The sequence below is a fragment of the Bacillus sp. 11C genome, from assembly GCF_055486375.1.
This window is the reverse complement of record NZ_JBUPVZ010000004.1, coordinates 1-17,442: the sequence shown is the minus strand read 5'-3', so window position 1 is coordinate 17,442 and position 17,442 is coordinate 1. Positions and strand designations below refer to the sequence as shown.

The 17,442-nt window shown below is 39.3% G+C and carries 16 protein-coding genes and 6 pseudogenes; 15 read left to right on the top strand and 7 right to left on the bottom strand.

Annotation, left to right across the window (positions count from 1 at the left end; genetic code table 11):
- Window positions 1-48: 48 nt before the first annotated feature.
- Window positions 49-254 (top strand): annotated as a pseudogene (locus ACY3LV_RS07330) (MFS transporter); the annotation flags it as partial.
- 112 nt (window positions 255-366) lie between these two features.
- Here the strand turns inward: ACY3LV_RS07330 and alr are convergent.
- Entirely contained in the window at window positions 367-1,551 is a 1,185-nt protein-coding gene (gene alr, locus ACY3LV_RS07325) for an alanine racemase (protein WP_148961734.1), read from the bottom strand.
- Window positions 1,552-1,765: 214 nt separating this feature from the next.
- Between alr and ACY3LV_RS07320 the strand changes: the two are divergent.
- The 4 genes and pseudogenes from ACY3LV_RS07320 to ACY3LV_RS07305 form a co-directional block, all read left to right on the top strand.
- A pseudogene (locus ACY3LV_RS07320) lies at window positions 1,766-1,838 on the top strand (hypothetical protein); the annotation flags it as partial.
- Between the two features lie 129 nt (window positions 1,839-1,967).
- Window positions 1,968-2,388, top strand: a pseudogene (locus tag ACY3LV_RS07315) (DUF2691 family protein).
- 64 nt (window positions 2,389-2,452) lie between these two features.
- Window positions 2,453-2,887: a dUTP diphosphatase DutA gene (gene dutA, locus ACY3LV_RS07310; protein ID WP_148961733.1), complete on the top strand. Its 435-nt coding sequence runs from the start codon at window positions 2,453-2,455 to the stop codon at window positions 2,885-2,887.
- A gap of 673 nt (window positions 2,888-3,560) precedes the next feature.
- Window positions 3,561-4,400: a thymidylate synthase gene (locus ACY3LV_RS07305; RefSeq protein ID WP_464863588.1), complete on the top strand. Its 840-nt coding sequence runs from the start codon at window positions 3,561-3,563 to the stop codon at window positions 4,398-4,400.
- A gap of 124 nt (window positions 4,401-4,524) precedes the next feature.
- Here the strand turns inward: ACY3LV_RS07305 and ACY3LV_RS07300 are convergent.
- The 5 genes and pseudogenes from ACY3LV_RS07300 to ACY3LV_RS07280 all read right to left on the bottom strand — a co-directional run.
- Window positions 4,525-4,771: pseudogene (locus tag ACY3LV_RS07300) on the bottom strand (hypothetical protein).
- 119 nt (window positions 4,772-4,890) lie between these two features.
- On the bottom strand, window positions 4,891-5,613 hold the full coding sequence (locus ACY3LV_RS07295) for a YrpD family protein (RefSeq protein ID WP_333517857.1): 723 nt from the start codon (window positions 5,611-5,613) through the stop codon (window positions 4,891-4,893).
- 161 nt (window positions 5,614-5,774) lie between these two features.
- Window positions 5,775-6,131: a YoqO family protein gene (locus ACY3LV_RS07290; RefSeq protein WP_148961730.1), complete on the bottom strand. Its 357-nt coding sequence runs from the start codon at window positions 6,129-6,131 to the stop codon at window positions 5,775-5,777.
- Between the two features lie 240 nt (window positions 6,132-6,371).
- Window positions 6,372-6,575, bottom strand: coding sequence for a spore coat protein CotC (gene cotC / locus ACY3LV_RS07285; RefSeq protein ID WP_087991446.1), 204 nt, complete (start codon window positions 6,573-6,575; stop codon window positions 6,372-6,374).
- A 264-nt stretch (window positions 6,576-6,839) separates the two neighbouring features.
- Window positions 6,840-6,935: pseudogene (locus ACY3LV_RS07280) on the bottom strand (SRPBCC family protein); the annotation flags it as partial.
- Between the two features lie 129 nt (window positions 6,936-7,064).
- Between ACY3LV_RS07280 and ACY3LV_RS07275 the strand changes: the two are divergent.
- From ACY3LV_RS07275 to ACY3LV_RS07230, 10 genes and pseudogenes are all read left to right on the top strand, one after another.
- Window positions 7,065-7,325: a hypothetical protein gene (locus ACY3LV_RS07275; protein WP_148961934.1), complete on the top strand. Its 261-nt coding sequence runs from the start codon at window positions 7,065-7,067 to the stop codon at window positions 7,323-7,325.
- A 22-nt stretch (window positions 7,326-7,347) separates the two neighbouring features.
- Window positions 7,348-7,536, top strand: coding sequence for a hypothetical protein (locus ACY3LV_RS07270; protein WP_148961729.1), 189 nt, complete (start codon window positions 7,348-7,350; stop codon window positions 7,534-7,536).
- A gap of 160 nt (window positions 7,537-7,696) precedes the next feature.
- Window positions 7,697-8,887, top strand: coding sequence for a chromate efflux transporter (gene chrA, locus ACY3LV_RS07265; protein WP_333560373.1), 1,191 nt, complete (start codon window positions 7,697-7,699; stop codon window positions 8,885-8,887).
- Between the two features lie 239 nt (window positions 8,888-9,126).
- On the top strand, window positions 9,127-10,695 hold the full coding sequence (locus ACY3LV_RS07260) for a spore germination protein (protein WP_333560688.1): 1,569 nt from the start codon (window positions 9,127-9,129) through the stop codon (window positions 10,693-10,695).
- Between the two features lie 27 nt (window positions 10,696-10,722).
- The gene (locus ACY3LV_RS07255; RefSeq protein ID WP_333560372.1) at window positions 10,723-11,814 is read left to right on the top strand and encodes a spore germination protein; all 1,092 of its coding nucleotides are present in this window, start codon (window positions 10,723-10,725) and stop codon (window positions 11,812-11,814) included.
- Window positions 11,804-13,015, top strand: a complete 1,212-nt coding sequence (locus ACY3LV_RS07250) for a Ger(x)C family spore germination protein (protein ID WP_333560371.1) — start codon at window positions 11,804-11,806, stop codon at window positions 13,013-13,015. Before ACY3LV_RS07255 ends, ACY3LV_RS07250 begins: the two co-directional genes overlap by 11 nt.
- Before the next feature lie 156 nt (window positions 13,016-13,171).
- Entirely contained in the window at window positions 13,172-13,978 is an 807-nt protein-coding gene (locus ACY3LV_RS07245; protein ID WP_333560370.1) for a hypothetical protein, read from the top strand.
- Window positions 13,979-13,982: 4 nt separating this feature from the next.
- Window positions 13,983-14,603 (top strand): DUF4166 domain-containing protein, encoded by a 621-nt coding sequence (locus ACY3LV_RS07240; RefSeq protein WP_333560369.1) that lies wholly within the window; start codon window positions 13,983-13,985, stop codon window positions 14,601-14,603.
- Complete coding sequence (locus tag ACY3LV_RS07235; RefSeq protein WP_464863587.1) at window positions 14,597-16,237, top strand: YndJ family protein; 1,641 nt, start codon at window positions 14,597-14,599, stop codon at window positions 16,235-16,237. Before ACY3LV_RS07240 ends, ACY3LV_RS07235 begins: the two co-directional genes overlap by 7 nt.
- A gap of 40 nt (window positions 16,238-16,277) precedes the next feature.
- A pseudogene (locus ACY3LV_RS07230) lies at window positions 16,278-16,514 on the top strand (hypothetical protein); the annotation flags it as partial.
- A gap of 56 nt (window positions 16,515-16,570) precedes the next feature.
- Here the strand turns inward: ACY3LV_RS07230 and ACY3LV_RS07225 are convergent.
- Window positions 16,571-17,442: IS3 family transposase (locus ACY3LV_RS07225; RefSeq protein ID WP_464863586.1), on the bottom strand; the 872-nt coding region annotated here is incomplete at its 5' end.

The window sequence follows — 17,442 nt, the reverse complement described above, 5'->3', positions numbered from 1 at the left end:
ATACACAACTAGGGAAGGGATCACACAAGGAGTGCGGTCTTTTACAGAGCGGAAACATTCCCTCAAAGATTAAGAGAACTTAGTTCTGGGTTAAGTGTTTTTTCCTTTGGATATTAAACTTTGTGATCGGTTTTGTGTACAAATTCATGCCGGAAACAAAGGGGCGTACATGTAAAGAACGCAAAGAGCATTTTCGTTCTCGACACGATAAAAACACCATGAAAAATCAGTTCTTAAGGTATATCAATCATTAATTTGGCGCATTATATCTCTCAGTTTATAGGAGGTAGGTTTCGGAAAAGTAAAATCCCCCAATAGAAGAATCTTGGTCAGCATATAGTATTTGCAAAAAACGCACGTAAAATTCTACACGTACATTACTGGAGTTGATATCTTGATAATCTCGCCATCTCTTATATAAAAACGAGGGATGCGGCGGCTTAATGTTGACACCACTTCGTAGTTAATCGTATTAAGCATGTCAGCAACTTCATCAACGGTGATCTCAGCTCCTTTTTGCTGACCGTAAATCACGACTTCCTCTCCTTGTTTACCTTCACCGTCCTCACCTAAACTAACCATGATCATATCCATTGTCACTCTCCCCGCCACTCGCACTCGTCTTCCGCGATGAAGAACAATTCCGCGATTGGAAAGTTCACGAGAATAACCGTCAGCATATCCGACCGGGAGTGTAGCGATGACTTCATCGGGTTCTGCGATGTATGTAGCACCATAGCTAACGGTTCGGGGTTTTGTCCGCATGGTTTTCACATAAGCGATGCGCGCCTTTAAACTTAATGCAGGTTCAAGCTTAACGAGGTTTAGTTGTTTGATATAGTCTGAAGGATATAAGCCGTACATGCCGATGCCTAAACGAATCATATCAGCGCTATATTCAGGAAAAGCGATCGCCGCAGCCGTATTGTTCATATGTACGGTGGGCAATTCAATGCCTTGATTTTTTAAAAAGCTGAGAAAACTGATAAATTTATCGTGCTGCAGCTTGGTTAATGTGGTGTCTGGTTCATCAGCTGTTGAAAAATGGGTATAGATACCTGCCCATCTTAGGAATTTACTTGCTGTTAATGCTTTCACTACTGCTAAAAGTTCTTCTTTTGTGCGTAACCCTAATCGGCCCATACCGGTATCTACATTAATATGAATACCCAATCGGTCAGTACTCTCGTCGTTTTCCAATATCTTGTTCGCTTTTTGAATCCAATCAACCTGAAATGCTGTTAACTCAATATTCCAAGCTGCTGATTTTTTCACACAGCTAAGGGATGTAAAACCAAGCACAAGGATAGGTGCTGTAATGCCCGCTTTTCGTAAAACGATTCCTTCCTCTACGCTGGCAACAGCGAGCTCACTCGCCCCGTGTTCCAGGGCATGGCGCGCCACTTCTACAGACCCATGACCATAACCGTTCGCTTTTACGACAGCCATAATTTTGCTCTTATTTGGAATATGACGGCGAATCGCTCGCAAATTTTTTTTTATGGCATCAAGATCGACTTCGATCCAAACTTCTCGGCAAAGCTTTGTCATCATCGCTTCCTTCCTTCTTATGGAATAGTAAAAAACGCATTTTACCGCAAAATAAATGTTAATTGCTGGATGTGTTCAATCTTATTTTATTCAACTTCATTTGAAATCATTCAACAGTAAATCCATGGTATACGAGAAGGTGATCATCGATGCCGAAGCTGGCTTCCGAAAGGTTTCATGAACTGGAACTCTCCAACATAGGAGTACCCCGAACAACAAGCAGGACACTTATATGAAGGTACTGGCTGGACTGACCTCTTCTTGATAAAGAACAGGGGAATACAGGGCGCCTATTGTACAGACGAAGAAAATTTGTGAAATGATTATTTCATAAGAAAGAAGAGCGGTATCAAATGGCAGTCGATTTCGTGTTACACCAACCTAACAATTGAGTATAATTTTAGAGAGGCGTTTATATGAAAAGGGGAGTTCATTTTCAAATACCGAATGAATATGTAAATGATCTATGGAGAATACTGCAGCCGTTAGAAATAGCTAATTATATGTGGCACAAACGAGTGGGGAATCTTATTATGTTGTAGATGGAGAGCTAGATGATGAGGAGTTCTTTAATGATTACGCAATTGTTGAAGGGGCTGACTTTGCGAAACGATTAAAAACAAATCAGTACTATACCATTTTCGTCGATCTGCATGCATATCCATTTGGAAAAAAACTTATCAAGGCCAGACATATGAAAAGTTTATTGACAGTGACTGCGAACTTGTCCTATTGTTGGCAGATAGCGGCTATGTTTCGATATACTGCAAAGGCAGAAGTGACATAGAAAAGCTCTGCTTCAATGCTTTGAAACGATTTTCTTCAATTTATAACTGATGAAAATGACACAAGAACAGGCCTTACCGTATGATAATTCAAAAATATTAAAGGAGTCATACATATGACAATGCAAATTAAAATCAAATATCTAGATGAAACCCAAACGAGAATCAGCAAAATTGAGCAAGGAGATTGGATTGATCTCAGAGCTGCTGAAGATGTAACAATTAAAAAAGATGAATTCCAACTTGTCCCATTAGGTGTAGCAATGGAATTGCCTGAGGGTTACGAAGCACATGTCGTTCCCCGTTCAAGTACATATAAGAACTTTGGTGTTATTCAAACAAATTCAATGGGTGTTATCGATGAATCGTACAAGGGTGACAGCGATTTTTGGTTCTTTCCCGCTTATGCCTTACGTGATACAGAAATTAAAAAAGGAGATCGGATCTGCCAGTTTAGAATGATGAAGAAAATGCCGGCAGTTGAATTGGTTGAGGTTAAACACCTCGGAAATGAAGATAGAGGCGGGCATGGTTCAACTGGAACGAAGTAAAACAATAACCTTGGCTGATTTTCTGAAGGAGGATAATCATGGAGGTTAGCCAAGGTATATCTTATCGTATTCAAAAATGAATAATTTAATATGAAGGATTTAATTATAAACAAATTTTAAAACGAGAAGTTTTGAAAAAGTGAAATCGTAATAACTAAAGTTGATAAAGAACCTAAAGATGTCAAAGAAACAATTTTTCGAATGCTTTGCTTTTTTGAAGGTTTACTTAGTTCTTGAATAACTGCACCCCATAAAAGCATGGATGCTAAAATTATAGTACTCATATACATATCAATGCTCCCTTTCTTATATTTTTACAGTTTTAACATTGCTATCTATTTTACCATATTTAGGATAGAGATGTCGATGAAGATAAGCATCTCTATAAAAGAATACTTTTATCAAAGATATTAAAGTATAAAGGAAAAATAGTAATGACACTGATTTAAACCAAATTAAACGGTGTATGTATCAAACTGGCGGTAACTATAAGCTGCGTAACAGACTATGTTATGGAGAAATACAGTGTAAAAGAGGGGCTGACTCCTCTTTAAATACACAGTGATTGGAATAAGAACTCATTTTATCTGCACGTGCTTAGTATTTGCGTTAATATTGTTTTCATAATAAATTAGGCCAAGTAACTGAAAATGAAAGAAGGATATGAATAGTCATGACTCAATTCGATAAACAATACAATTCAATCATTAACGATATTATGAATAATGGAATCTCAGACGAAGAATTTAATGTAAGAACCAAATGGGACTCTGATGGAACACCGGCTCACACACTTAGTGTAATCAGTAAGCAGATGAGATTCGACAACTCAGAAATACCTATTTTAACGACCAAAAAAGTGGCCTGGAAAACGGCCATTAAAGAGCTGCTCTGGATTTGGCAGCTTAAATCGAACGATGTTACTGAATTAAACAAAATGGGCGTATCTATTTGGGATCAGTGGAAACAAGAAGACGGCACCATCGGACATGCTTATGGATTTCAACTGGGGAAGAAAAACAGAAATCTAAATGGAGAAAAAGTGGATCAGGTCGATTATCTTCTTCAGCAATTGAAGAACAACCCATCTTCACGGAGACACATTACAATGCTATGGAATCCGGATGAACTAGACTCAATGGCCTTAACACCATGTGTATATGAGACACAGTGGTACGTTAAACAAGGGAAGCTCCACCTCGAGGTAAGAGCGAGGAGCAATGACATGGCGCTGGGGAATCCCTTCAATGTATTTCAGTATAATGTTTTGCAGCGCATGATTGCTCAAGTGACTGGTTATGAGCTTGGTGAATATATCTTTAATATTGGCGATTGCCATGTGTACACACGTCATATAGACAATTTGAAAATTCAAATGAAAAGAGAACAGTTTGAAGCACCTGAATTATGGATCAATCCTGAAGTTAAAGATTTTTATGACTTTACCATAGATGATTTCAAGTTAATCAACTATAAACATGGGGACAAGCTTTCATTTGAGGTAGCGGTTTAATGCTGCCTCATTATTGATTAATAGGCAATCTTAATTTTATTAAGACATCTTGAAGATGAATTAAATTGAGCTAAAAGATAAAACCATATATGCCAAAGACTCATATAAAAAAGTAAAGTTAATCTTATTTATTTAGAAGAAAATATCCTAATTTTGAAACTAGATACAAAGTAAAAGCGATCATTAAAGTTCTTGATATCACAATTCCATGAATAGCTAGATCATATCCAGCAGGTATCTACGCTTTTGTATTAAACATAAAATATATTGATATTAGAAGAGCTATAATAACCAAAAGCATTCCAAAAGGACCTGTTTTGTATTTCATACCAATTTTCCACCCTATATTTAAATGATATAAGCAAACACATAAGCTGTAGATTCTGATGATTATTTCTAATATAATCCGAGCTATGAACAGCATGCCGTTTTTTGTGTAATTGTCCTAATAAAACCGCCTGGCAATGCCGGCGGCCTTTTGCTGTTTCGTTTATTTATTAACAGAAATTGAAACGTTATTTCCTGAAACAGAAACATTTGCAAAATCCTGCGTATCTACCACAGGAGTGACGGCTTTATTGTCGATTGTAATGTTGTTAAAGGCTGTCGAAAAGGTTGCTTTGATGGCAGAACGCTGACTTTCATACGAAACAGCCGCGGTAGCAAGAGTTTTCCATTTTGAGATTGTGCCGATATTGGTTCCTTGGATTTCTGTGATAATCCGGCCTGTATACCCGTCATTGTTCGTTCCCCAAAGGGTCATGCGTGTATTGCCGTTCAAATTTTTATAGATTGTCATTTGGACAGTGCTTCCAGGACGAAAACCTTTGGTATATGTGAATTTGTCTTTTCCTTCGATGTACGTTTCATCATTTTTGGATCCGACCTTCATGAGAGGTTTCCAGACGTTGTATTGTTTGCTGTACTGAAGCCCGAGATCTGCCTCAGTTCCGCTTTTTGCGCTAAATCCTGAATAAATATACGGAGTAGAGACTGAGTCATCATTTTTTACGGTGTCAGGAAGCTTGATTTTAGCTGTGAAAACGGCGCCAGTACTGTTCAGATAGGCGCGGCCGCCGATTCCTTTAGGCAGCTGGGAAGCTGCTTTTGCGACCTGAGTGTCTGCCGCGGGCAAGCCAGGAATACCCGATGAAAGTGTTCCGAAAAGAACTGCTGTTCCTATTGCACCTGCAATCAATACTTTTTTCAACACAATTCCCCCTTTTGATAATGGCTTCGTCATTTATTATACCTTATTTTGGAACTGGATTTGTGGATATAAATCGACAAAATATTTCATATTGGGATTGTTTAAGGAGAGAAACTGCTCCTCCATTCCGACACTTTTAACATTATGATAATGAAAGGACCAGTTCACAATCGTTTTAAACGATTTGAAATCTTCCTCAAAATAAAAGTACAAATGCTTAAAGAAACGATAATCAAAAGAATGCCAGCTATCGTTTCCCAGCCTTTGAAAAAGAGGTGATGTTTCATAAATGTCTGTCCTTGCAAAATGATAAAAACACAGATACCGACTAAAAAAAGAAAACAAATACTTAGAGTTGTTAACGCTTTACGTGAGTATGTTTTCATTTCGTCTTTAACATACAGCAATACGAAAACAAAGCAGCTAACATTGGCAATCGTTCTTATCACCTCAAAGCTTTTCATTGCAAAAGATATAAATAGACAAAGTAAAATGAGATAAAATACTATGTTTTTAGACAAAGAACCTCTCCTTTTATGTATGGTCCTCAAAGAGTTTACAAAAGTTTCTTTGCACCTGTAATACTTGGAAGCAGCAACAAATACACACTAATATAAACTAATTAAACTATGTACTAAATATTCAATATAAATTTAGACATCGTCATTAAGGAAAACTTCAAATTAAACCACAGCAGGTCAAACAAAAAAACCCGGTATTCAACCGGGGAAAAAGTGAAAATGAGGAGATGTTAATGGAATTTAGTAATGTTTCTTATGCTTTTTATACTCTACAACATAATCATAGTCTTTTTTGTCGTGGTCATAATATTTTTTGTCATAATCACAGTCGTAATCTTTTTTATCACGGTGATCGTAGTATTTTTTATCATATTCATAATATTTCTTATAATACGTTTTTTTGACCGTATAATACTCTTCTTTATATTTTTTGTAATAACCCATATATACTCCTCCTTTATTGTTCATACGCTTTATGATATGGCGAATTGATTGTGCGGCTTGGACAGTTACAATATAGAAGGAAAAAAGGGCTGTCCAAAATCACTCAGAAAAATCCGATTTTTCATCGACCGCATCATTTATCTTATATTAGTTTATCTTCTATGTTTCTGAATCACTCTTTTTCTTACATTCTGAGTCAGTCTGCTGGTCGATTTTCTGATAAGGTTTATTCTGCACGAAGGGCGAAATGAAAACGAGGCCTTATGAAGAGGAGACTGCCTCCCAGACTTTCTGAATAGGCGCCTCCAGAGTAATGTTTTCCGTAATATCCCGTAATGGATTTTCATGATTTTGATCCATTTCGTTTACCTCTTGACAGATGATGTTTTTTCAATTAAATCATATAATAACTAATAAGATCATGGCCATCGCTTTCATTATTTATTTGCAGTCAGTTCATGAACATTTCTGTCAAAGGGGGAGTTTTGCATGTATGAGAAAGAAAATACAGCGAGAGAGTGGAAAGTGTATATTTTCGTCTTTTTCCTGATGATTGTTTGTGCAGCTGCAATTGTTATGGTTGGAGAAAAAATCCGGTTCAACCAAATGGTTCTGCGAGGATTTGATGGGTTCATCAGTTTTGTTTTATTAGCCAACGTACTGTATTTCTGGAGGCGGAGCAAGGGGATCGCCTTTTTTTCAGGAGTTTTTGCTGTACTCAATTTCATGATGGTCATTTCTTTGAGTTAGAATCTAAAACAGGAGGTTTTTTATGCTTGGAAAAATCAAAGCAGCCATTGATAACAGTCCGGGAAAGCCGGCTAGGATTGTAGTCAGTGAAAAAACGTTTCAGCAACTGGAGAAAGAGATGCGTTTTGTTTACGTTTCTAAACCGAAAACGATAATGGGAATACCTGTGGAAGTGTCAGATCAGGCAGAAAGCTTCAAACTGGAATATTAATTGATTCCGAACTGAAAAAAGGCTCAAAATGAGCCTTTTTTTATCATATAGTTAAGATTCGTTATCATTTCAACCAAGCGCTTGCAAATATGGTTCAGTTTTTTATACTTAAGTGGAGTATTTCTGCTTTTTTTAAATGCTGAGAACATGGGAGGAAGCGATGCACGAACATAAGAGCAACAGCTTTAAAACGCTGATAGAAATTTTAATTGTTTCAACAAGACTTGGGTTTACATCATTCGGAGGTCCCATTGCTCATCTGGGCTATTTCTATGAAGAATATATTCGCAAAAGAAAATGGCTTGATGAAAAAAGCTATGCCGATTTGGTTGCTTTGTGCCAATTCTTGCCTGGTCCGGCGAGCAGTCAAGTTGGGATTGGAATTGGTGTTATGCGTGGCGGGTTACTTGGCGGGATCGTTTCATTTCTCGGCTTTACGCTGCCCTCTGTTTTGGCACTGATCATATTTGCTCTTTTATTAAAACACACCAATATAGAGCAAGCCGGATGGATTCATGGTTTAAAGATCGTAGCGGTCGCAGTTGTTGCCCACGCTATAGCGGGAATGGCTCAAAAACTGACGCCCGATGTCAAACGAAAAACGATGGCATTGTTTGCATTGATTGTTTCACTTTTATGGCAAACCGCGTATACCCAAGCTGGCATTATCGTCATCTCCGCAGCGATTGGTTTTCTGGTGTTTAAAGAGTCTATCGACAAAAAAGAATCAGCTTTTCATTTTCCTATCTCTAAGACATTCGGAACCGTGTGTCTTTCATTATTTTTCGGATTGCTTGTTCTTCTGCCCGTCCTTCGAGAAACTGCGGATTTGCGTTGGCTTTCTATGTTTGACAGCTTTTACAGGGCGGGTTCCTTGGTTTTTGGCGGGGGACATGTTGTATTGCCGTTATTGGAACAGGAATTTGTACCAGCTGGAATGATCAGCAAAGAAGCTTTTTTAGCAGGATATGGTGCAGCACAAGCTGTACCGGGACCGTTATTTACATTTGCCGCTTATCTAGGTGCAATCATGGGCGGCTGGCAAGGCGGAATGTTAGCTGCCATTGCCATTTTCCTGCCGGCGTTTTTGCTAATTTTAGGTACGTTGCCCTATTGGGATGTTTTGCGGAGGAACCCTAACCTAAAGGGAGCTCTTGCAGGCGTAAATGCAGCGGTAGTCGGAATATTAATTTCAGCTTTTTATTTTCCGATTTGGACAAGTGCGATTTTGAATCCAATTGATTTTGCGTTTGCGGCTGTATTGTTCAGTATGCTTGCTTATTGGAAACTGCCTCCGTGGGTTGTTGTGTTCACCGGTGTGATTGGCGGCTATCTTCTAAACCTTCTTTAACCTTGATTTACTAAAGTATGATGAGACATTCATCATGCTTTTTTTATTGTCAAAAAAGAGGAACATAAAAAATAGATGTATGGGAAAAATAATCCTATTAGAGAGAAAGGAATTGACAGATGGATAATATGATATCAACACTTACTGACTGGACAGTATGGTTTCAAGCATTCGTTGTATTCCTCATTCCATATGCAATTAATAAAGTATTTACTTGGATTGAAAAATAAGAAGGTGCAATCATGAGGTGGCGGAACAATCAGTACAAAACACAGAAGCAGCATCAAGGCTCAGATCAATCTAAAGCTGAAAAGCCGGACCAAGATGTGTTAACCGGTAACTTTGGGTGCGATATTGAGCTATTCAAAAGAAAGATCGGACATAACGGAGACGTTCATATCCGGGAATTTGAAATCACTCATTTACATGTGAAAGCAGCATTGATCTTTGTTGATGGACTGTCTGATCAAGATTCGATTAATAAAGGAGTATCAGCGTTGCTGGTCATGAATCAGCCTAATCAGGTAAGAGAGGACATTTCTCAATCCGGAAAAGGCATTTTAAATTCGCAGGATATAAAGAATCAAATCGGATCAATCTGTGATGTGGTAGAAGCAGAAAAAATCAGTGATGTCGTGCTGGATGTTTTCATGGGTTCAACAGCGCTTCTTATCGATGGAATGCCGCAGGTCTTTCTTCTGGGAACTATAAAGAAACAAAATCGAAGCATTGAGGAGCCGCTATCAGAAGCGCTTGTCAGAGGGCCGCGTACGGGCTTTACAGAAGAGTTGAGTACGAATACAGCTCTTTTAAGGCAGCAAGGAAAAAATGATCAATTAACTTTTCAGAGATTTGAAGTAGGGACAAGGCTAAAAAAGGATTTAATCATCGCTTATATGTATGACATAGCAGATCCAGAAATGGTCGAGGAAGTAAAAAAAAGAGTGAAAGGAATTGAGATCGATCATCTGCCGGAATCTGGATATGTTGAACAGCTGATCGAGGATAATTATCTCAGTCCCTTTCCGCAAGTACAAAGTACAGAACGGCCTGATCGCGTCATCAGCGGATTAATGGAAGGCAGAGTAGCCATTCTGCTTGACGGCACCCCATTTGCTTTGCTTGTTCCGGTCACTTTCAGCATGGTGCTTCAATCGCCTGAAGATTATTATGAACGGTGGTTCCCAAGTTCATTTATCAGATTACTGAGGTTCATTGCAGCAATCATCACGTTATTTGCACCGGCTTTATATATATCATTTATTTCTTTTCATCCAGGGTTAATTCCAACCAAGCTGGCAATTTCAATTACTGGGACGCGTCAGGGTGTTCCATTCCCATCAATCATTGAAGCTTTATTTATGGAAATTGCGATCGAAATTTTACGAGAAGCGGGGCTTCGTCTGCCAAAACCCATCGGACCTGCGATAGGCATCGTTGGCGGGTTAATTATCGGGGAAGCAGCTGTGCAAGCGGGCATTGTCAGTCCTATCATGGTCATTGTTGTTGCGCTCACAGCAATCTCTTCATTTGCCATCCCGCATTACAGTACAGGCATCGCACTTCGGATGCTTCGGTTTGGCGCGATGTTTTGCGCGGCGGTGTTTGGGTTATTTGGTGTCATTATGTATTATCTGCTGTTAAGCAGCCATGTCGTAAAGTTGAAAAGCTTTGGTCTTCCATACGCAAGCCCAGCGGTCCCTTATTATGTGAAAGATTGGAAAGATTTTATCATCAGAATGCCTCTCTTAGTCATGAAACGCAGACCAAAAATCATGAATACAGATAATGCAAAACGGGTGAAATGACGACTTCGACAGGATGGTGATAATCTCATGTCCAGCCCAAAGAGTAAAATTACAACCGCACAAGCAACGGTGATCATTATTAATTATATGCTCGCTGCAGGAGTTCTCACGCTCCCTCGGACAGTAACAGAACAAACAAAATCGCCTGATGGATGGATTTCCATTTTATTAGGCGGGGTTATCGCGATCATTGCCGGAATAGTCATCGTGAAATTAAGCCAGCAGTATCCTGAGGAGACGTTTTATGAATATGCTGGTCATATTGTAGGCAAATGGCTCGGCGCTTTAATCAGTCTCATTTTCATTACTTATTTTTTAGCTCTCGGTGCCTTCGAAGTGAGAGTCATGTCAGAAATTGTTGTGTTTTTTCTCCTTGAAGGGACGCCATCGTGGGCGATAGTCATGACGGTTCTTTGGATCGGGCTTTATTCAATTACACAAGGGCTCGATCCCATTGCCCGGCTTTTTGAAATGATCTTTCCGGTTACGGTCATCATCTTTTTAACTGTAGCCCTCATGAGTATAGGTATATTTGAGGTCAACAATTTACGCCCTGTATTAGGAGATGGAATCATGCCGGTTCTCAAAGGAGTGAAAACAACGGCACTTTCGTTTACATGTTCTGAAATTATGCTTATTCTAGTAGCGTTTATGAAGAAACCGAAAAAAGCGTTGAAAGCGGTTGTAATCGGGACAAGTGTTGTGACATGTTTTTATATTTTTACGCTGATTATGGTTATCGGTGCAATATCCGTTGACGGTGTTGTAACGAGAACATGGCCGGCACTTGACTTGATGAGAAGCTTTGAGATATCTGGTTTAATATTTGAACGATTTGAATCATTCCTGCTAGTCATTTGGATTATGCAGCTTTTTGCCACGTTCATTATCACTTTTTATGCAGCTTCTTTAGGAGTCTCGCAAGTTTTCAAAAAGAAACCCGTTTCATGTATGTTTTGGCTGCTTCCTGTTGTTTTTATTCTCTCTTGCATGCCCAAAAATGAAAATGATGTGTTTATTTTGGGCGATATAGTCAGTCATATGGCTTTGTATATATTTGGCGCTCTGCCGATTTTGCTTTTAGTCATATCGAAATGGAGGAAAAGAGGTGAAACGTAAAATCAAACATCCAGTGTCCGCTATTGTCATCGTATGTTTGTTTATGATTTGTGTAACAGGGTGCTGGAGCAGCAAGGAAATAGAAGAGCTTGGTCTCACATTTGCTATCGCAATTGATAAAGGAAAAGAAACAAATACCGAAAAAGAGTTAAAAGAAGAGGGAGGGAGCTATCCGAAACAAGACAACCTTACACTGACCTATCAATTTGTTAATGAAAAAGTGGTAGGTGCGGGACAAAACGGAGGAGGCGGCGGACAAGGAACGCAAAAAGCGTATCAAAATATGAGTGAAACAGGTGATTCGTTACAACAGATTGGGAGCGAGGTTGCGCTAAGAAGGGACCGTGAAGTGTTTAGCCCGCATTTAAAAGTGGTTGTCATGAGTGAAGATGTATTGCGTACATATCCTATCGACAAAATGCTGGATCAATTTTTTCGTGATAATGAAATCAGGCTGAGCTGTCTTGTTTTATCTGCAAAAGGGAAGGCGAGAGATGCCCTCCAACTGAAAGAGAGTGGTGAAATTCCGGCATTTCGGCTGACTGGATTAGTTGAGAATGAACATAAAGTTTCCAGAATACTTCGCCCTGTAACACTCGCGAAACTAATCGGTAAACTGCATTCCGGCAGCAGTTTTTTACTGCAAAATGCAGTCTCGGCAAATGGAGCGGTCAAGTATTCCGGATCAGCGGTAATTAACGGGAAGTCTAAAAAAATGATCGGCTTTTTAGATGAATATGAAACGGAGGGAATTGCTTGGATTGCCGGAGGAGGAAAAGGCGGAGTTGTAAAGTGCTATGATAAAAAGAGCCAGCAGATTATCGCGTACGATATCAATTATATAAAAAGTAAAATCAAGCCTATAATAAAAGGAACGGATATATCATTCCATGTCGATATTGAATCGGAAGGGGATTTGGTTGAAAACTGGAACACAAATGACACGTTGGACACACAGTTTATAGGACGTATTGAAAAGAATATTGAAAACGAAGTGAAAAAAATAGTCGGTCATGTATTAAAAAAAATACAGCAAGATTATAAAGCTGATGTTGCGGGTTTTGATGAATCATTAAGACTTGAACATCCGGACTTATGGAAAAAGGTGAAAAAGAACTGGGATGACACCTTCAGTAAGGCCGACATCACGTACAGTGTAAACGCCACAATTACTCATTATGGAACGGTTAAAACTCAGTAATGAATCAAATAGATTTTTAAAAAGAAGAGAAAGAAACATCTCTTCTTTTTCTTATGCATTTTTCAGGATGAAGATACTTTTTTTAGGATAAATGCATTTTTAAAAACAATCAATATGATAATATGGAATTGCTTAAAATCGAAGGGAGGAGGGGCTGTGAGACAGAAACCGATTTATGTAGAAATCGAAGTGAGATCTGATCTGGATACGCTCTGGGAATATACGCAAATCCCAGCGCTGCATAAAGAATGGGATCTCCGGTTTTCAAATATCACATATTTGCCTAAGCAGCAATACGAAAAGCAGAAGTTTCTTTACGAAACAAGAATAGGCTTTGGGCTAAAGGTATCGGGTACAGGAGAAACAGTCGGTGTTTTCGACAAATATTCATCAGAAAGAGTTTCTTCACTGGCTTTTGGCTCTGATCATCCGTTATCCCTGATTAGGCGCGGTAATGGCTACTGGAAGTATATACAGCGAGACAACGGGAAAATGACGTTTTTAACACAGTACCAATACAAAACAGCCTACGGACTGCCGGGAAGATGGATCGATCGTTTATTTTTTCGGCCGCTGCTTGGTTGGGCGACTGCATGGAGCTTTGATGTACTAAGGCTTTGGATTGAGCAAAACAAACATCCGAAACACTCCATTCGATCGGCTATCGTCTATGTGTTCATATGTTTATTTTTTAGTCTGTTTTGGTTTTATCAAGGCTTTACAGGTTTTGAAACAAGTATCTTTGCAGGAACAGCGAAGATAGGAGGGGGTATTCTGTGGCTCATTCCATTAAAGAGAAAATGGATCATTCATGCAGTCCAGGCTTTTATCTATGCTGGATTCGTTTTTTTAGGTTCCGAGATATTATTATCAATTCTGTTGAGTGTGTTTTCTGCGGCAAGCGGCGTTCTTAATCTTCAGCTCCCTAGTGCCCGGCACACTAAACGAAAGAGAAAGAAGTGACATTGTGAATTCGATTTATGAAAAAACGATCAAGAACTATCATTTGCTGCATCCCAAGCTGCAAAAACGATATCAATTAGACGAAGCGCATACATTCAGCGGGACAGGAACGATGTCAGAAATAAGCGGAGGCTCTTTTCTGGTCAGAATGCTGTTAAAGCTGGGTGTTTTTTTCAGGTGCTTCTTTTCAGAAAGAGGCAAAGACATCCCTTTTGCGATACAAAATAGAACTTGTCTTATGAATCGGGAACATATCGGGATAGAATGGAATCGTACATTTTTCTTTAAAGGCAAAGAACGTTTTTTTGACGCGATAATGGTATACGACGAAAAAGAAGACAAAATACTCGATTTCTTCGGCAGACCTCATCTTCTGCTCTCTGTTTTAGTGTTAGAGGCATCTCTTGACGGCTCTCTTACGATTACATCGGGAAAGCAATGGCTGTTGATATGCGGAAAACGAATACCGCTGCCAAAATGGCTGACCGGCACATCGGTTGTTTGCGAAACGTTTGATGAAAGCAAGAATTGCTTCACCATTCAAGTGCATGTGCAAAATACAATTCTCGGCACTCTTTTCTATTATAAAGGAACGTTTCAGGAAGAAGAGAGAGAATCATGTTAAAACGAAATGGCATGATCAGTACGCTTTATTTTATAGGGTTTCTTGCAGCGGAAACACCCCATCTATCAGTGGCAGAGGCGCTTGTTTTGTTATCCATCCTCTTTTTCGTTCCGGGGATTTTTCCTTTTGTCTTTCATCAATCGCCGCCTCGGGCTGCTCAATTTCTGGAATCTGGTTTCATACAGTGCTATCCGGCAGCCGCTTTCTTTGCGGTGCTGGCTCTTGTGACAGACATCGGGTGGTTCGCTCTGATCTGGTGGATCTACACTGTCTTTATGGCGTTGTACGCGCTCCTTCGCTTGCGGGATACAAAGATACATAGAATCGAAGAAACCTCAGTTTTGTTCGGGCTTATCTATTTGACGGGTGGAGGGTTTTGGTTTTTTGCTTATGCTGCACATTTGCAGATCATGCAATTTAGCCCGCTTATCATTTTGCTGACTGCTGTCCACTTTCACTATTCAGCTTTTCTGATCCCGATCTTTAACGGCTTGCTCGGAAGAATCGCCAGAAATAATCGGATGTTGTACAGTTGGATAACATGGGTGATTTTGTTTTCGCCCATTCTTATCGCGGTTGGCATCACATATTCAAAAACACTTGATGTCATTGCGGTTGGCATCTATATGGCGGCGCTTTATCTTCATGCATATTTGGTGTTCACCACAGCTTTTCGCAGCAAGACGGGAAAAATTCTTATTCGGCTTTCTTCTGCCGTTTTAATGTTAACGATCACTTTTTCGATGATTTATTCATTTGGTGTATTTCGGCAGGAAGTTACACTGAGCATCAATCAGATGATTTGGATTCACGGTTTTATCAACGCGTTTGCTGTGATACTGCCCGCTCTCATCGGATGGAGAATAGAAGATCCAAAGCCTTTTGATGCAGACAGTGTAAAGATATTCAGCCGGATCTATGGAAAAAGAAGGATTGGAAAAGCCTTTTTAGCTGAGATTCAAGCTGAAAATAACGCTCAATACAGAGGGCTTGTGGATGATATGAGAAGCCTTCGTTCAAAAGATTTTTCACCCGAAAAACTGGCGCCATTTATTTTATCGTTTTATGAACAAACCGTTGAGTATGATGTGAAAGCAAAAGTGATGTGGAGCACGTGGTTTCGGCCGCTTGCAATTGTTTACGAATGGTTCAGCAGAAAAATCGGCCAAATACATCTGTCGACGAACCCTGATTGGTATAAAATGTACAGCACGATAAAGGGTGTTCATTCGAAAAAAGACGGAAGAAAAAGAGTGCGTGCCTGGATCAGAACAAATGAAAAAAACGAAACCATTTTTACCGCTCTATATTCAGTGTATCGTTCAAATGAAGAGGGGTATATGAACATCTCTCTCCCGCTTCCATTCAGCAGCATGACAGGCATTTTAAAGCCTTATCATCATCATGAGAAACTGGTTTTGACAAGCAGGCGGAGAAAAAACGGAGCTGGAGATGAGGGAATTTATCTGCAAACCAGAGCGGGAACTTGTCCGCTTCCTTTATCTGAGACCTTTCTGATAGAAGCTTCGCATGACAACAGATTAACCGCTGTTCATCATATGTGGCTGTTTGGATTAAAATTTCTAACAGTACATTACATTATTACATATTGTCGACCAAATGAAAGTACCTAACACAAAGAAATGGCTTCGTCTGACAGCTGTTTGACGATTCGATCAGCTGTTTGGTAAAGATGTGATCGAAAGGCTGGAAAAAGAGAAGGGGGATCACGAGCGTGCTGACCGGTTTATCAAACATCGTGTTCTTTACATCGCAGTAGTAACATTAAGCGGGTTTATCGCTGTTTATCATGAAGTGAAAACAATCCCGCAAAGGCGAAAAATAAGAAAAATCGAAAAAAATATCATGAAACTGAATGAAGCAAAAAAACGAAGAATCAATAGAAAATAAAAATGCACAGGCCAAAGTGAAGTGACCCCTGTCAAGTAGACAGTGTTAAAAAGGCACTAAGTAGCCTGAGTCCTGTATTGATATGGGCTCAGGTTGTTTAATTTCTTTTGGAACCGTTGATGGTTGTAAAAACTAATATATTTACATACTGCGTCTTGAACTGCTTCAGCTGTTTTGAATGAATATAAGTACATACATTCCGTTTTAAAATGGCTAAAGAAACTTTCCATGCAAGCATTATCCCAACAGTTTCCTTTTCTCGACATACTGGCTTTCATCTGATATTTTTTGAGTAGGTTGTGGTAGAGGCGAGATGTATATTGGAAACCCTGGTCGCTATGCAGGAGTACTCCTTTTACATTTCGTTTTTTCTTTGCTTTTTTAAGAGTGTCTACTACAAGTTTCAGGTCATTCCTGCGACTGATCTGGTAAGCAACGATTTCATTATTATACAAGTCTTTCATCACAGACATGTACAGTTTTTGGCCGTTGAACATTAAATAGGTAATATCCGTTACCCATTTTTCATTAGGTTTAGAAGCTGTAAAATCTCTGTTTAGATGATTGTCAGAAGTGACGTGCGTTTCTTTCTTGCCGTAATAGGGGTTCTTCTTTCGGATGACTGCCCGGATCCCCAATTCATTCATCAGGCGTTGAATACGCTTGTGGTTGATATGTAATCCATACATTTTTTTCAACCATACCTGTATTCTCCGATATCCATAAATTCCTCTATGTTTTTGATGACAATCCATGATTTTTTTCTTTACACTCTCATCCGCTATCTGTTTTTCAGAAGGCGATTTTTGTTTTCTCAGCCATTTATAATAACCACTTTTTGAAACGCCGGCTACCTGACATAACAATTGGAGAGAATAAGTTCCTGCAGACATTTCTTTGACCACTTTGAACTTTCTTCGTGTTGGTA